Below are 15110 nucleotides of genomic sequence, written 5' to 3' on the forward strand. Positions count from 1 at the left end.
AGCTTTTCTCAACCAAAAGTGGCGACGAAAACGAGTCTCGTCGTCAAAAACAAGCTTTTCTCAACCAAAAGTGGCGACGAAAACGAGTCTCGTCGTCAAAAACAAGCGTTTCTCAACCAAAAGTGGCGACGAAAACGAGGCTCGTCGCCAAAAAAGAGCGTTTCTCACCGAAAAATGGTGACGAAAACAGATCTCGTCGTCAAAAAGAGGCTTTTCTCAACCAAAAGTGGCGACGAAAACGAGGCTCGTCGTCAAAAACAAGCTTTTCTCAACCAAAAGTGGTGACGAAAACGAGGCTCGTCGCCAAAAACAAGCATTTCTCACCTCAAAATGGTGACGAGAATGAGTTTCGTCGCCAAAAACAAGCGTTTCTCACTCAAAAATGGTGACGAGAACAGATCTCGTCGTCAAAAAAGAGCGTTTCTCACCGAAAAATGGTGACGAAAACGAGTCTCGTCGTCAAAAACAAGCGTTTCTCAACCAAAAGTGGCGACGAAAACAAGGCTCATCGTCAAAAACAAGCGTTTCTCACCGAAAAATGGTGACGAAAACAAGTCTCGTCGCCAAAAACAAGCATTTCTCACCTCAAAATGGTGACGAGAACAGATCTCGTCGCCAAAAATGGTCATATCTCACCGAAAAATGGTGACGAGAATGAGTTTCGTCGCCAAAAACATGCTTTTCCCACCGAAAAACGGTGACGAGATTGAGTCTCGTCGCCAAAAAAGACCATATCTCACCGAAAAATGGTGACGAGATTGAGGCCCGTGCCAAAAAGGATGTTTTTTGCCTTAAAATGGATATCAAAGGGAACCCGACACGTTTCATATTGAATATAATTCATCGGGAATTGTCCCTCTCAAAGTGTACCCGGCACTTTCACTTTTAAATCTAACTCAACCGGAATTGTGTCAGGTGTCAGGTGTCAGCTTGGACCTCTTAATAGGCTTTTACTTGATTCCGAAAATTCTACTCGAATTCACTTTGTTGCCGGAAGCTTGTAACTATTAACGAATAAGCAATAAAATTTAATCTTCTTCCTCAATGATCACTTGAGCTATTGCATAGTTGTCGCTATGACTAATTGACAAATGGACACGCAAATCAATCGGATTAACGAGATAAGGTTTGCCCCTGACATCTGTCTCAATCTCAATGTCATGAAAAGATAAATCCTTTCCAATTCCCGTACCGTATGCTTTTGAAAAGGCTTCTTTTGCGGCAAAACGCCCTGCTAAAAATTCGATTTTTCGTTTTGGAGATAATTGTTCAAAGATTTGTAGTTCTTTATTTGTCAAAACCCGCTCTTTAATCCGCTCATTATGTTCATAAACTTTTTTTATTCGGGTAATTTCTACAATATCAATTCCTATCCCTTTTATCACTTGACCACCTTCTATTTTTCACATTCTTTCATATACATAATGTACAAGTATAGGTAAAAAAGCAAATGGTATGGTGAGGTGCAAACATGTATCAAAGTAGGGGATTGAAAAATTTTATTCGAACACATCCGGTCATCTTTATATTAGTTGGTATAAACATTTTATTTTTCCTATTCATTACTTTGCCAATTTTTCCGAACCGCTGGATAGCAGAGAAAATGATTGGTGTTAATATCCTAATTGCAAATGGTGAATGGTGGAGGCTGGTTACACCGATTTTTATCCACAGTAACTTTAACCATTTGTTGTTCAATTGCATTTCCTTAGTTATTATCGGTTCACTTCTTGAAGAACGGACAAAAAAATCAACTTTTCTGTTGGTGTACTTGAGTTCAGGAATTTTTGCCAATGTATTTACATATATTTTCGCACCCCTTACTTTTATTCATGTCGGGGCAAGCGGGGCAGTTTTCGGATTATTAGGTGTTTTTGCTGTGTTAATCTATTTGAATAAATTACCTTATCAATTGAAAAACAGTTTACTGGTGATAATTATTCTGGCACTCTTATTTACATTTATGGAAAAAAATACAAATATATATGCACATCTCGGCGGGTTTTTGTGGGGATGTCTTTGTGGTTTTCTTATTATAAGAAAAACGATTTAATTTCTTAAACATCCGTATAGAAAATAGCTCGTGAACAAAATTGTACATCTTCAGTGCGGATTCCATTACCTTTGCAGCTTGTTTCATATTGCGGGTATAGAGTTTATCTTCATGTTAGAAAGTAGTATAGGTAGCTGAGGTAGATATTCGAGGGTACTTTTTATGCACTATAATATGTAAAAAGGGCCCAATTTGCTTAATGAGCCCTTTTCTTCAAAGTAAAAGAAAATAAAAGTTTTGTTGCCAAGTCGCCCTGCACTTATCTTATTCCACTTCATATTTTTCTGTACGGGAATACCATTGATAGATTGCTTTGGCAACAGACTCGTCTAAATCAGCCACACGACCGCTACCTGACATGACGTGTGAATAGATGGTTCCTAGACTCTTTCGCCGTTGAAACCAGTTTTTGGAAATCTCTAATGATTGGATTCGGTTTTTAAACGTATAAAACGTCCTTGTTTGAATCCATCTGCTGCGAAGTGTCAACTGATGCCCGCTCATATTCCATCCGGCTCCCCGGTAACTTTGATAGCCGAAGATCATGGATAACGGAATGAGCACCAATAACAACCATCCAAACGGACGTAAAAAATATCCTCCGATAATAACAGGGATAGAAATAACATAAGCCGGTCGCAACATATATCGAATTTTCGCACGGTCCGGTAAGGTTCCTAATTCAACGTCTACTTGATAATCCGGCAAACAGCTTTTTACAATGGCAGTAATTTCCTGTTTTTTTATTAACGGACAAATGATCACTTTCCCCGGTTCCTCCATATCCGTCCCGCCCTCATTTATTACTTGGAAAGTTACATATCCGAAAAGACGTCGCAAAGGATTTTCAATAATTTCCATACCTTGAATCCGGTGAATGGGAACGGTTATTTTTCGCTTTTCCAACAATCCGTGGGAAATGATTAAATTTTTCTCGGTTTTTTCTACCTTGTAATCGTAATACTTCAACATGGTTTGTACAATGGCAATCAAATAGGCAAACACGATAATGAATAATGACAGAATAATAAAGAGTGAAATACTGCTTGCAATAAATAGTTGTGCCTCTGTGTAAAATTTTTCATAAGGTATCAATTCATCAAATTGTGAGAAAAATGCAATGACCGCAGTAATTACACCAATAGCACCACCGCTTGTTATTGCCAATAAAAAAATATTTTTCATACTCGCTTGATAAATAATGTCTACAGGTTCCTCATCAGAAATAGAAGTATCTACAGCTATTGTCGCCATCTGTTCACCGGAAGCTTCCGTTGGTATACTTTGTTTTTTCTTTGATTTTTTTATGTATGACTGGATATTTTCCGCTTCCTCTTTTTTGATGGCAATTAATTGGGCTTCCGATTCATCCAGGGCGCCTCCTGCTGTTTCAACCGTAATTTTTGCCAAACCAAAGATCTGCTGCAATAAACCTTCTGTCACCGAAATACTTTGAATCCGCTCAAAAGGAATATATCGCTTTTTCCTAACAAACAAACCGTGTTCTATTCTTAACTCTTCATCTTCAATCCAGTAAGTGAAACGGAACCAATTAATAATTCCACTAATGATTGTAAAAAAAATGATCACCGACGGAATCCCGAAACGAAATAATAAATCGAGTGTTGAAGCGTCCTCACCGCTTCCACCCAAAATAAACATGAAAATGATGGGGAGAACTGCATCTTTTATATTTTTAATAATGAATAATATAACCGAAATCGGGTGCATTCGTTTCTTCTCAAACATCTTCATCCGCCACCCTTGCTAAGTTGGAAATGACATGCCTTAATTCTTCCGCTTCCACATCTTCTAAGGCAGGAATTTCATGAACAGTTGCTGCGGTCGATATTTTGACGGAAGCTAAATGGTACTTTTTTAATAATGGGCCTTGAGTCGTATCGACATGTTGAACACGAATCATCGGAACTAATGTTTTCGTAACAATCCATAAACCGTGCTGAATTTCAATTTCTTGTTCTCTTACTTCATAACGCCAGATTTTCCAGCGAATTTTTGGATTGAAAAAGATGATGAAATATGTTTCAACAATCCATAATAAAACTAATGGTATAATAATCCACTTCGGCCAATGGAAAATAAAAATAACAACACTAATAGTCACATAAATTAATAACGATAAACCAGAGGTAATGATTCCGCGGATTTTCCAAACAGTTAATGCCCGTTCAGAAATATGTTTTGCCGGTTCCCCTAACATGTTTTATCCTCCTTAAAAGTTTTCCTACCTTTATACGTTAATATCGGTAAAAAGTTACTACTATTTTACTATAATTGTATATGTTGAAAAATTCAGTCACAAATCCTTGAACATATGTTAATCCGCAACATTTTTGCCGTACTCTTCGAAGCCGATTCATCTCATGACAGAAGTCACAAGTGTTCTCATTTCATCCATTAAATGATTAACACGCAAAAATTTTATAAAAATTTCGCCCAAGTTCAATTTGTATCGTACATAATACCTAATGAGAAAATTTTTCGCAAAAACCTTTTTGTGTGCTAATCATAAAATGAAAATAGCGTCCAGAGCCGATCTGACGCTATTTAAAGAATATAATATTCAAGGTTTCGGGAATTACCGGATACTAGCTTTTTTTATAGCTGCGATTATGTGACCGTTGTCTTCTCGGCATTTCTCTTGAGCCTCTGCCAACTTTTTTAGAAAAATTATTTTTGTCTCGTTTTACCGGTAACGGAGCTTCGTAGGAAATTTTCACCGGCGTTGTAGCAGGTTCTTTTGTTAATAATTTGAGAGCGGCCGATACAATCGTAAGTGCGTCATGCTGCGTCAATAATTCTTCAGCTGCTTTCCGGTAAAGGGAAAGGTCATTCTCATCGATCGTATTATGAATCTTATCAATGGTTAAACGTTGTTGACCTTCAATCGCTTCTGCAATGGACGGGACCTGCATCCGTTTCATCCGTCTTTTCGTGGTTTCTTCCACTGTCCGTAAATATCCCATTTCACGCGGTGCTACAAAAGTGATTGCCATCCCAGTCTTTCCGGCACGACCAGTCCGTCCGATTCGGTGAACATAGCTTTCTGGATCTTGAGGTATATCAAAATTATATACATGAGTAACACCTGAAATATCCAACCCGCGTGCAGCAACATCGGTGGCAACCAAAACATCGATCGATCCTTCTTTAAATTTACGAAGAACAGAAAGGCGTTTTGCTTGCGATAAGTCGCCGTGAATGCCTTCAGCCGTATAACCTCTGATGGAAAGGGCCTCTGCCACTTCATCGACGCGCCTTTTTGTCCTGCCAAAAACGATCGCCAAATCCGGTGATTGGTAATCAAGCAACCGAGTTAACGCGTCAAATTTGTCTTTTTCCTCCACTTTAACAAAAAATTGATCAATTTGTGGAACCGTCATTTCTTTTGCTTTAATCCGAACTGTTTCCGGATCTTTCATAAACTTAATAGCAATCTGACGAATTCGCTCAGGCATAGTTGCCGAAAATAATAATGTTTGCCTTTCTTCAGGAACACTTTCTAAAATTTTCTCAATATCTTCAATAAATCCCATATTCAACATTTCATCAGCTTCATCGAGGACAACCGTATGAATATCTTGAAGCTTAATGGTTTTCCGGTGAATATGATCCAGCAGTCTTCCGGGTGTACCGACAATAATAGCCGGTTTCTTCTTTAAGGCACGAATTTGTCTTGAAATATCTTGACCACCGAAAACTGACAATACTTGGACATGCTTTTCATAACCAAGTTTAAACAATTCTTCTGAAACTTGAATAGCCAATTCTCGGGTTGGGGCAATGACTAAACTTTGGATATTTTTATTTCTGGTATTGATTTTTTCAATCAAAGGGATTCCAAAGGCGGCCGTTTTCCCCGTACCTGTTTGCGCTTGTCCAATGATATCTTTTCCTTGCATGCTTAACGGAATTGTTTGTTCCTGAATCGGCGTCGTTTCCTCAAAACCAATTCGCTTCAGTGACTTTAATGTAGTAGAACTTAAATTTAAATTTTCAAATTTTCCCAATGCTTTCATACTCCTTTAATTTACAGAAAAAATACTCTCACACCTTTTTGAGAGTAATGTACTTTACACTATGATTTTCTCCATTTTGGTTCATTTATATTACCATTAATTAGCTGTCATTGCAATTTTTTTACAAGTATCCTCTTCATTCAAGAAGGTGAAAATTTCCTGAAACACTCGCTGCTGTTCTTGGCAATAGCAAATATGGTGATTAGCCTCTTCAAGTAAGAGCAGCTTTTTTTCCGGTGTATTTATTGACTCATACAGAAAATATGCACTTTTCAAAGGTACAATTGGATCCATTTTTCCTTGGACAATCAATGTCGGTACATTTACTTTTGAAAAAATTGGCCGGATGGTGTTGACAAGTTTACGAAATTCCAAATACGCTTTTAAAGGTGTGGAAGTAAACTTTCTTTTATATTTTTGAAAAATTGTACTGTGACGGAATGAATTTGTCAGGCACTCTGAAATCATATTTTGCATTTCTAATAAAAAATTTCTTGGATTCATATAATAAGCCGCTGCACTTAATAAAACCATTTTTTTCACAGGATATTGAGTAGCTAACCAACTCCCTATGAGACCGCCCATGGAGAAACCACATATATATATTGTATCACATTGTTCCATCAATTTAACGAGTTCTTCTTCAGCATGACGAATCCAGTCACTATAGCGGATCCCTTTAAGTTTCAGTTCATCTCCATGACCGGGTAAAACCGGGGTACGTATCAACCAATTCGTTTGATTATTTAAAAATGAGACGAGTGGTTCAATTTCTCTTGGTGAACCGGTAAAACCGTGAATACATAACAATCCATTCATGGCACACCACCCTTTAAGGAAAACTCCTCCCAGTAAGATGCCATTTTTTTACAAGCGAGTTGAAAGAATTAGGGAGGTTGTTCTTTAAATTTCCCTAAAGTGCGGGTTTCATGCATTTTTCAAGGGACGACCTTCGTAACGGTTTGACCACTGTTTAGGGATTACCAAAAAATAAATATTATTGCCGAGATCTGGAAAAAGCTCATACAGAATTTTTCAATTAACAATGGCCAAAAAGCTGGGGCCGGAGTTATCCTGTCAGAATTAGGGATTTCAATTACAACAGAGACCAACTATTGTGCTTTACAACTTAATCCCTTCGACAACCTCTTCCAGTCTCATCCCTCTTGAAGCTTTTACCAAAACGATTGTTTGACTGTCTAACTTAGGTTTCAAATGTTCAATTAATGCTGTTTTATCGGTAAAGGAAAAACACCTGTTTGTGTCAAATTTTTCCTTTGCGCCGACTGCAATATGTTTTCCTAATTCCCCATATGTGTAAACGTAATTGATCTTTTCCGGGCGAATATGGCGACCTACTTCTTTATGAAATTCTTGTTCTTGCGGCCCCAGTTCTAACATATCACCAAGAACGACGATTTTTTTATCAAACCCCGGGAGGTCCGCTACTAAGTCAATAACGGCTTTCATCGATGTCGGACTGGCGTTATAAGCGTCATTTAAAATTTGGCAACCGTTTATGCCAGGTATCATCTCTAATCTCATCTGGGTGAGCTTGATTTTTGAAAAACCTTCATTGATGGAAGAAAATGATACTCCCCATTCCCGGGCGACAATCATTGCTGCCATGGAATTTAAAACATTATACTCCCCTAAAATCGGGAGGTTAAACGTGATGTTAGATTGATTAATTGTAAAGAGAGAACCGGCTGCGCTCATTTCCATTTTAGTCGGATAGTAATCATTTTTTGCCGATTTGCCGAATGTCTGGATTTTCCATGGTTTATCCATATGCATGAGTTGGGAGACAATGAGCGGTTCATCACCCGGGTAGACGAATAAACCACCGGATTTCAGGCCGTTTACAATTTCTAATTTTGCTTTTGCGATTCCTTCTCGTGAGCCCAGTTCCTGTAAGTGAGCATCCCCGATATTTGTAATGATGGCTGCATCCGGTTTTGCCATTTTAGTCAAAAAATCAATTTCACCAAAGTTACTCATGCCCATCTCTAATACGGCAACTTCTGTATCTTTTTGTAATCCAAGGATGGTAAGTGGAAGACCAATATGGTTATTAAAGTTTCCAGACGTCTTTTGAACTTTATATTTTACCGATAATACTTCCGCAAGAATATCCTTCGTAGTTGTTTTCCCATTACTCCCGGTTACCGCGACAACTTTTAAAGATAATTCATCCCGGTAAACTCTTGCAAGTTGTTGCAAAGCTTCTAACGTGTCGTCAACGATGAGAATAGGGAGATTGGTTGGAGGATTTGGGACGTCTTTCTGCCATAAAGATGCACCGGCGCCTTGCCTCATTGCTTGTTCAACAAATTCATGCCCATCATGTTTTTCCCCTTTTAGCGGGATAAACAAATTTCCTTGTTGGATTGATTTTGAGTTGATTGAAACACCTTGTACTGTTTGATCTTGAAAGGAAGAAATATCATTGTGGACTTGAATCATGTTTGCTAACTGTTGGACTGTTTTTTCAATCATCCTAGCACCTCCAATGGTGAATTTCGTTTGCAATTAATTTTGGGGCTGCATGTGTTGTTTCTAGAATTGTTTGGCTGACAATTTGCCTCGATTTCCTGCCCATTTTGCTTCAAAAATAAAATAATAGTTAAATTTTGCCCTTGTTATAAACGACAGTATCTCAGTAAGCCTACCCCGAAAAAATGTACATTTGGACAAATCACTAAAAGACTTTATTCCAAGGAAAACAACACACCTTGAAATAAAGTCATTAAAACTTGCTTAGTCTAATGTGTACCGGATTTTTTGTTTCTCTTCATAACGTTCGAAACCAAGTTCGATTAGTCGGTCAATCAATTCCGGATAGTCCAATCCTGAATGTTTCCAAAGTAACGGGAACATGCTGACCGGAGTGAATCCCGGCATCGTGTTAATTTCATTAATCAAAACTTTTCCTTCTTTTGTAACAAAAAAGTCTGCACGGACAAGGCCTGAACAATCTAAAGCTTTGAAAGCTGCTATGGCCATTTCTTTTATCGTTTCATAGATTTCCTCGGACACATCTGCCGGGATAACCAAAGCCGTATCATCATCTTCATATTTCGCTCGATAATCATAAAATTCTGTTTTTGGAACAATTTCACCAGCCACAGAGCAAATCGGTTGATCATTTCCTAATACACCGATTTCAATCTCGCGGGCTTCCACACCTTGCTCAATGATAATTTTCCGATCAAATTGAAAGGCTTCTTGGAAAGCCTTGGCTAATTCTTCCCGGTTTTTACACTTGCTGATTCCAACACTTGATCCTAAATTGGCCGGTTTAACAAAACAAGGATAGTCAAGAGCTTTTTCAACCTTTTCATATGAAGCAGCGGCATCATTTTCCCATTCGTGACGAAGAACGGATACATAATCAACTTGATTCAATCCGGCATCACGAAACAAGTTTTTCATAATGACTTTATCCATTCCGGCTGCTGAAGCCAAAACACCATTCCCAACATAAGGAAGATTTAAAACTTCCAGCAAGCCTTGAACTGTTCCGTCTTCTCCGTTAGGTCCGTGTAATAGTGGAAAAATAATTCCCGGTTCATCCATTTTTTCTATCGAGTCTCCTATAAAAAGAGCCGGACTGGTAGTTGTCGATTTTTGTCTATCCAATCTCAATTCGCCAATTTGTTTGACCGGATTTTCTAAAGCTTCACGTTTCACCCATTGGCCAGCCTCTGTTATATAAATCGGGGTAACCTCATACTTTTCAAAATTTAATGCTTGGGTAACAGCAAAAGCCGTCCGTATGGATACTTCGTGCTCGGCTGATTTACCGCCGTACAATAAGAAGATTTTCTTTTTCATGAATAAGCCTCCAAACAAAATAATAACAACATGTAACTAATTTCCCATATATTTTACCACTAATAAACGAACAATAAAGGTATTTTTTCAGCAGTTCATTCTTTTTGTATCATATGATTTAGAAGAATGAATAACACCCAAAAAAGTCTGTTTTTCGAAAAAACACACACTCAAATTAGAAAATAATGTGTCAAGCTAATGTGAAAAAACCTTTTGGGTGCTCATTTATCGAACCTTTCAATTTCCATTTTTATTTAAGTTTACTTGCCATTCCTTTTGTTTTCGGTCAAATACAATACTTCCATGTGGCACAACAGCGGTTGACACAGCTAGATATTTTTCCATCATTTCATCCATATCATAATAATCACCGACAACCCAAAACGGGATTTCAATTTGACCGCGTTCTTGGCTAAAATGTTGAAACGAAAAGACTAGACCTTCCGTCAATACAGAATTCAGTTGGTGTAACACATTTCGTTCGATTGGTGGATATACCTTTTTTTTACGAAAACCAATGATTGATTTATCATATTTCGCTTCACTTAACCTGCTGGCCAGAATCCCGCCGAGGCAATCATAAAAGTCGGTCCAATAGCGATAATACGTTTTATTTAGCCAGCCATCATCTTCCGTCAAATAGGCAAAGCGATTGTTTAATTTTTGGAAAAATGGGAGTGACAGGTGTTTTTTCATATGGCCTAAATATAGTAATTCCGCCAATTCTTCCCCTTCAATAGTATCTAGACTAAATACATCATCAAAATCCACCCAGCAAAATTCAGCAAATTTATGAACTCCTTTTCGGATTAGTTGTTCCACTTGATCCTTTAATATATAATCCAGTTGGGTATCTAAATGGAATTCCGTGTCATCATATTTGTGTTTTAACAACAATAAGTTTGCTAATGGCTTTTTCAATGATTGAATAAATCCGGGAAAAGTAATCCCGTTTGAAATGACATAATGATCTCGTGTATTTACTAATATATAAATTAAATCTTTGAAATCATCATTTCTGGCCACCTTGTTCATCTCCCTAAAAGTCGGTCATTATATAAAATGGATATTCCACTCATTATATAATGAATGATATTAATAATGCTTTTCAAATTTATTACGATTATATATCCAGATTGGTTTCAATTTTACGTTTTCTACATAAATAAGTTTCTTACATACAAATTTTATCATATTTTTTCCATTTTCCTTTTTCCCCTGTGAAAAAATTTTTGTATATACTAATAAGGTGTTTTGATTATTTCACATAACTTGTTTTGCCTTCATATATATGTGAAAATAGTTTTAGAAAATATATTGGAAAAATGGACGCTCATGATTCCGCCTTACCATTGACTATAAAGAAAACTCGAGCGTCCGAGCCTTTCGGCGAGAGCAGAGCCGTAGTTCACCGAAAAAATATAAAATTTTTTCGGCTGCGATGTATTCCCACGTAGCTTTTCTTGTGAACTTATGAGTTAGGAAAGTAGAAATTGGAAAATTTTTACTTTCCTATTAGCAAATAAAGGAGGGGAGCTTTCATGAACCATTTAATGACAAATGAGCAACTATTAGTAACCGTTGTAAAATTATTGCGAGAAAACAAACGGAATGAACTCATGCTCATCATTGATGAATTGCAACCTTATGATATTGCAAATTTATATAAAGAGTTACCGCATAAATTGAAAACTCGGTTTTTATTCCACTTGGACAACCATCTACTGGCAGACGTAATCCAAGAAGTGGAAGATTCCGATTTACAATTGGAAATTCTTAATAAATTAACAATCGATAAAAAGGGCGAGGTTTTAAACTTAATGGATAACGATGACCTTGCCTCTTTGCTTCATGACTTACCGATCGAGAAAAGCGAATCGCTCTTGGCAGAAATGAAACTTGAAGAGTCGGCAATTGTTCAAAACATTATGAAATACCCGGAGGAAACAGCCGGCCGACTTATGACGAACCGATTTGTTTGGATCCGTAATACTTTTACAGTCAGGGAGGCTGTTGAAAAATTAAAGAACTTTGCCGAGTATGCCGAAACCATTAACTACTTATATGTTATCGATGAAAACCGGAGACTGGTCGGAGTAGTTTCATACCGCGATCTCCTTCTTGCCGATTTGAATGATAAAATTGAAGACATTATGTTTGAACGGGTTATTTCGGTATCTGACTATACCGACCAGGAAGAAGCAGCACGAATTTTGGAAAGATATGACTTTCTCGCTCTTCCCGTTGTTAACGAAGATAATGTACTGCTTGGGATCATCACGTTTGATGATATGTTAGACGTCATTATCCGTGAAGCAAATGAAGATATAGAAAAATTATCCGCTTCAGGGAAAGCCATCGATTTCGATACAAAAGCAACCATCGCTGCCTGGCGGAGATTGCCTTGGCTCGTTTTATTACTCATTATCGGATTGTTTTCCGGTAGTATTATCAGTTATTTTCAAGAAACATTGGATCTTGTTGTTGCATTGGCATTCTTTATGCCGATGATTTCAGGGATGACCGGGAATACCGGCACACAATCTTTGGCCGTCGTTGTTCGTGGTTTAGCCGGACAAGATTTAAATAAAAAGGCGATTTTTCATCTGATTTTACGGGAATTTATCGTTGGCTTCATTATCGGCGTCATTTGTGGGATTCTTATTTCTTTTATTGCTTATTTTTGGCAAGGAAACATTTATATTGGGCTTGTCGTCGGTGTATCCCTGTTTTTAACCTTGATTATTGGCACATTGGCCGGAACAGTAATTCCCCTTATTCTCTATCGGCTGAAAATTGATCCGGCGATTGCTTCCGGTCCACTTATTACAACATTAAATGACATTTTTTCACTGACAACGTATTTTTCCATAGCTTCCATTTTTTTAGACAAATTATTATGACTATGTGTTTTTAGAAGGATAAAGAATACACCCCATCTCCCACCTATCTTCCCCTTTGATTTGGAGCTTTAGGTGGGAGTAAATTTTTATGTAAATAGTTATCTAAATATTACAAATTTATAAATAAAACCTCACAATAAATATTGACTCCAGAAATATATATATCTATAATAGATATAATAAAGAAAATTTTTTGCTTTTTTAACTGTTTATAAGTTTCAAACAAGGCTTAAGTGAATACAAGTCATTTTTCTGTTAGGGGAATGGAAAATTCAGCCAACATTTCATACTTATTTTTTTATAGAAGTCTCCAAAGCTCCATTAACAAAAACCCCAATGTGTTGTAAACTATTAATTAAAAGGAGGAATGTACCTTCGTAAAGAATGATGAATGACCTTACACTGCCTGTCTAATAAAAATAGTTAAGAAAACTCAGGCGTAAGAACCTGACGTTGCGTAAAGTGTAGTTCACCGAAAAAATATTATACTCATTTTTCGGCGAGAAATGTAACTTTCGAGGCTTTCCATATGCACTTTGCGTTGGAAAAATTATGAATTCTTTTAGGAGGTGAACTCCCGACCCTGTTTTAAGGGGCGGGGATTTTGTTGGACGACATAGTTGGTCTGATTTATATCGCCGTTCTAATTGCGTTAACGGCATTTTTCGTAGTTTCTGAGTTTGCCATTGTTAAGGTGCGAACGTCGAAAATTGAAGAACATATCGAAAAAGGAAGAAAAAGTGCAATTGCTGCAAAAAAAATCATTACCAACCTGGATGAATATTTATCTGCCTGTCAACTTGGGATTACCGTTACCGCACTTGGAATCGGTTGGTTAGGAGAATCTACTTTTGAGTCGATTTTTACCAAACTTTTTACGAACTTCAGTATTCCTGAGTCGATTTCCCATTTGTTGACAATTACCATCGCATTTTTAATAATGACGTTCTTACATGTTGTTGTTGGCGAGTTGGCACCAAAAACGGTTGCTATTCAAAAAGCTGAAGAAATTACATTACTGGTTTCCAGACCGCTGATTTTATTTTACAAAATTATGTATCCGCTCATCTGGGTACTGAACGGTTCCGCACGCTTAATTACGAAAGCTTTCGGTTTAAAACCTATGGCGGAAAATGGTAGTGCTCATACGGAAGAAGAACTTCGGATCATCTTAAGTGAAAGCTATCGAAACGGTGAAATAAACCTGTCAGAATACAAGTATGTAAATAAGATATTTGAATTTGATAATCGGATTGCAAAAGAAATCATGGTTCCGCGAACAGAAATTGTAAGTATTGACATAAATGATTCCATTGAGTCTCTATTAGACCTTGCTCGTGTAGAAAAATTTACCCGTTATCCGGTGATTGACGGAGATAAAGATCATATTGTCGGATTTATTAATATGAAAGAACTGCTAACAACTTATATTTCCGGCAAAGATCTTTCAAAGTATACCGTCAGATCCTTTATTCGACCTATCATCAGGGTGATTGATACAATCCCTGTTCATAATCTTCTTGTCAAAATGCAAAAAGAACAAATTCATATGGCTATTCTTTTTGATGAGTATGGTGGAACAAGCGGTCTTGTCACGGTGGAAGATATTGTGGAAGAGATCGTAGGTGAAATCCGGGATGAGTTCGATTTAGATGAAATCCCATTAATTCGACAATTGTCTGAAAACCACTATATCTTTGACGGTAAAGTATTAGTCAGTGAAATAAATGCATTATTATCACTTGACATTAATGATGAAGATGTTGATACGATTGGTGGATGGTTTTTAACGGAAAATTTTGAGGCAAAACAAGGTGACATCCTCATCTATAAAGATTACCAATTTAAAGTAATTGAGATAGAAGATCACCATATTAAATATATCGAAGCAAGAAAAGTTGTCACAGAGAGTAACTATGAAAATCCAGTTCATCCGACGAACATGGCGACTGCGAATACAGAAGTGGTTTAATCATGTCCATGGGAAAGGACAACTTTTATCAAAACCGTTCACATGAAATATTTGATGATTGTAAGTGTAAAACGGAAAATTTCAGTCGTACCTTTATGAGAGAACTAGGGAGGAAAGCCATGCGTGATTTCATGCTTTCCGTTCAGGCCGCTTTCTCCCGGTTCAACGTTCGTATTTGGTATTTTACATGGAACTGCACCTATTATGGTAGTTCCTTTTATTTTGGAGTTTTTCACCTGATTGATTCAGGAGGTTTCGGGGCACGATATGTCACTATTTCATATCTATAAAACTTGAAGAAAAAA

At 37.2% G+C, this 15110-nt stretch carries 13 protein-coding genes; 5 read left to right on the forward strand and 8 right to left on the reverse strand.

Going from position 1 to position 15110, the window contains the following annotated elements; translation table 11 throughout:
- Together LIZ98_RS06985 and LIZ98_RS06990 are read left to right on the forward strand one after the other, a co-directional pair.
- Positions 1 to 389 (forward strand): hypothetical protein (locus tag LIZ98_RS06985; RefSeq protein ID WP_227203003.1); only part of this gene is annotated, 389 nt, incomplete at its 5' end.
- A complete protein-coding gene (locus tag LIZ98_RS06990; protein ID WP_227139282.1) occupies positions 383 to 649 on the forward strand; it encodes a hypothetical protein in 267 nt (88 codons plus the stop codon). The genes LIZ98_RS06985 and LIZ98_RS06990, both read left to right, overlap by 7 nt.
- A gap of 379 nt (positions 650 to 1028) precedes the next feature.
- Here LIZ98_RS06990 and acpS read toward each other — a convergent pair whose 3' ends face one another.
- Positions 1029 to 1385: a holo-ACP synthase gene (acpS, locus tag LIZ98_RS06995; RefSeq protein WP_041845422.1), complete on the reverse strand. Its 357-nt coding sequence runs from the start codon at positions 1383 to 1385 to the stop codon at positions 1029 to 1031.
- A gap of 86 nt (positions 1386 to 1471) precedes the next feature.
- Between acpS and LIZ98_RS07000 the strand changes: the two genes are divergently transcribed.
- Entirely contained in the window at positions 1472 to 2053 is a 582-nt protein-coding gene (locus tag LIZ98_RS07000) for a rhomboid family intramembrane serine protease (RefSeq protein ID WP_227092244.1), read from the forward strand.
- Positions 2054 to 2317: 264 nt separating this feature from the next.
- On the opposite strand, the gene LIZ98_RS07005 is transcribed toward LIZ98_RS07000, so the two are convergent.
- The 7 genes from LIZ98_RS07005 to LIZ98_RS07035 form a co-directional block, all read right to left on the reverse strand.
- A complete protein-coding gene (locus tag LIZ98_RS07005) occupies positions 2318 to 3802 on the reverse strand; it encodes a PH domain-containing protein (RefSeq protein ID WP_227139280.1) in 1485 nt (494 codons plus the stop codon).
- Positions 3795 to 4274, reverse strand: a complete 480-nt coding sequence (locus LIZ98_RS07010; RefSeq protein ID WP_041845424.1) for a PH domain-containing protein — start codon at positions 4272 to 4274, stop codon at positions 3795 to 3797. The genes LIZ98_RS07005 and LIZ98_RS07010 overlap by 8 nt, the downstream gene beginning before the upstream one ends.
- Positions 4275 to 4662: 388 nt before the next feature.
- Entirely contained in the window at positions 4663 to 6084 is a 1422-nt protein-coding gene (cshA, locus tag LIZ98_RS07015; RefSeq protein WP_227139279.1) for a degradosome RNA helicase CshA, read from the reverse strand.
- Between the two features lie 105 nt (positions 6085 to 6189).
- A complete protein-coding gene (locus LIZ98_RS07020; RefSeq protein ID WP_108897479.1) occupies positions 6190 to 6912 on the reverse strand; it encodes an alpha/beta hydrolase in 723 nt (240 codons plus the stop codon).
- Between the two features lie 303 nt (positions 6913 to 7215).
- A complete protein-coding gene (locus LIZ98_RS07025; protein ID WP_227139278.1) occupies positions 7216 to 8592 on the reverse strand; it encodes a UDP-N-acetylmuramoyl-tripeptide--D-alanyl-D-alanine ligase in 1377 nt (458 codons plus the stop codon).
- Positions 8593 to 8853: 261 nt separating this feature from the next.
- Positions 8854 to 9930, reverse strand: coding sequence for a D-alanine--D-alanine ligase (locus LIZ98_RS07030; protein WP_227139277.1), 1077 nt, complete (start codon positions 9928 to 9930; stop codon positions 8854 to 8856).
- 237 nt (positions 9931 to 10167) lie between these two features.
- A complete protein-coding gene (locus LIZ98_RS07035; RefSeq protein WP_227139276.1) occupies positions 10168 to 10956 on the reverse strand; it encodes a hypothetical protein in 789 nt (262 codons plus the stop codon).
- A 515-nt stretch (positions 10957 to 11471) separates the two neighbouring features.
- Between LIZ98_RS07035 and mgtE the strand changes: the two genes are divergently transcribed.
- Both mgtE and LIZ98_RS07045 read left to right on the forward strand, forming a co-directional pair.
- Positions 11472 to 12833: a magnesium transporter gene (mgtE, locus tag LIZ98_RS07040; protein ID WP_227139275.1), complete on the forward strand. Its 1362-nt coding sequence runs from the start codon at positions 11472 to 11474 to the stop codon at positions 12831 to 12833.
- Positions 12834 to 13440: 607 nt separating this feature from the next.
- Positions 13441 to 14805: a hemolysin family protein gene (locus LIZ98_RS07045; RefSeq protein WP_034767816.1), complete on the forward strand. Its 1365-nt coding sequence runs from the start codon at positions 13441 to 13443 to the stop codon at positions 14803 to 14805.
- Positions 14806 to 15110: the final 305 nt, after the last annotated feature.

Source organism: Caldibacillus sp. 210928-DFI.2.18, assembly GCF_020554505.1.
Classification (GTDB): domain Bacteria; phylum Bacillota; class Bacilli; order Bacillales; family Caldibacillaceae; genus Caldifermentibacillus; species Caldifermentibacillus hisashii.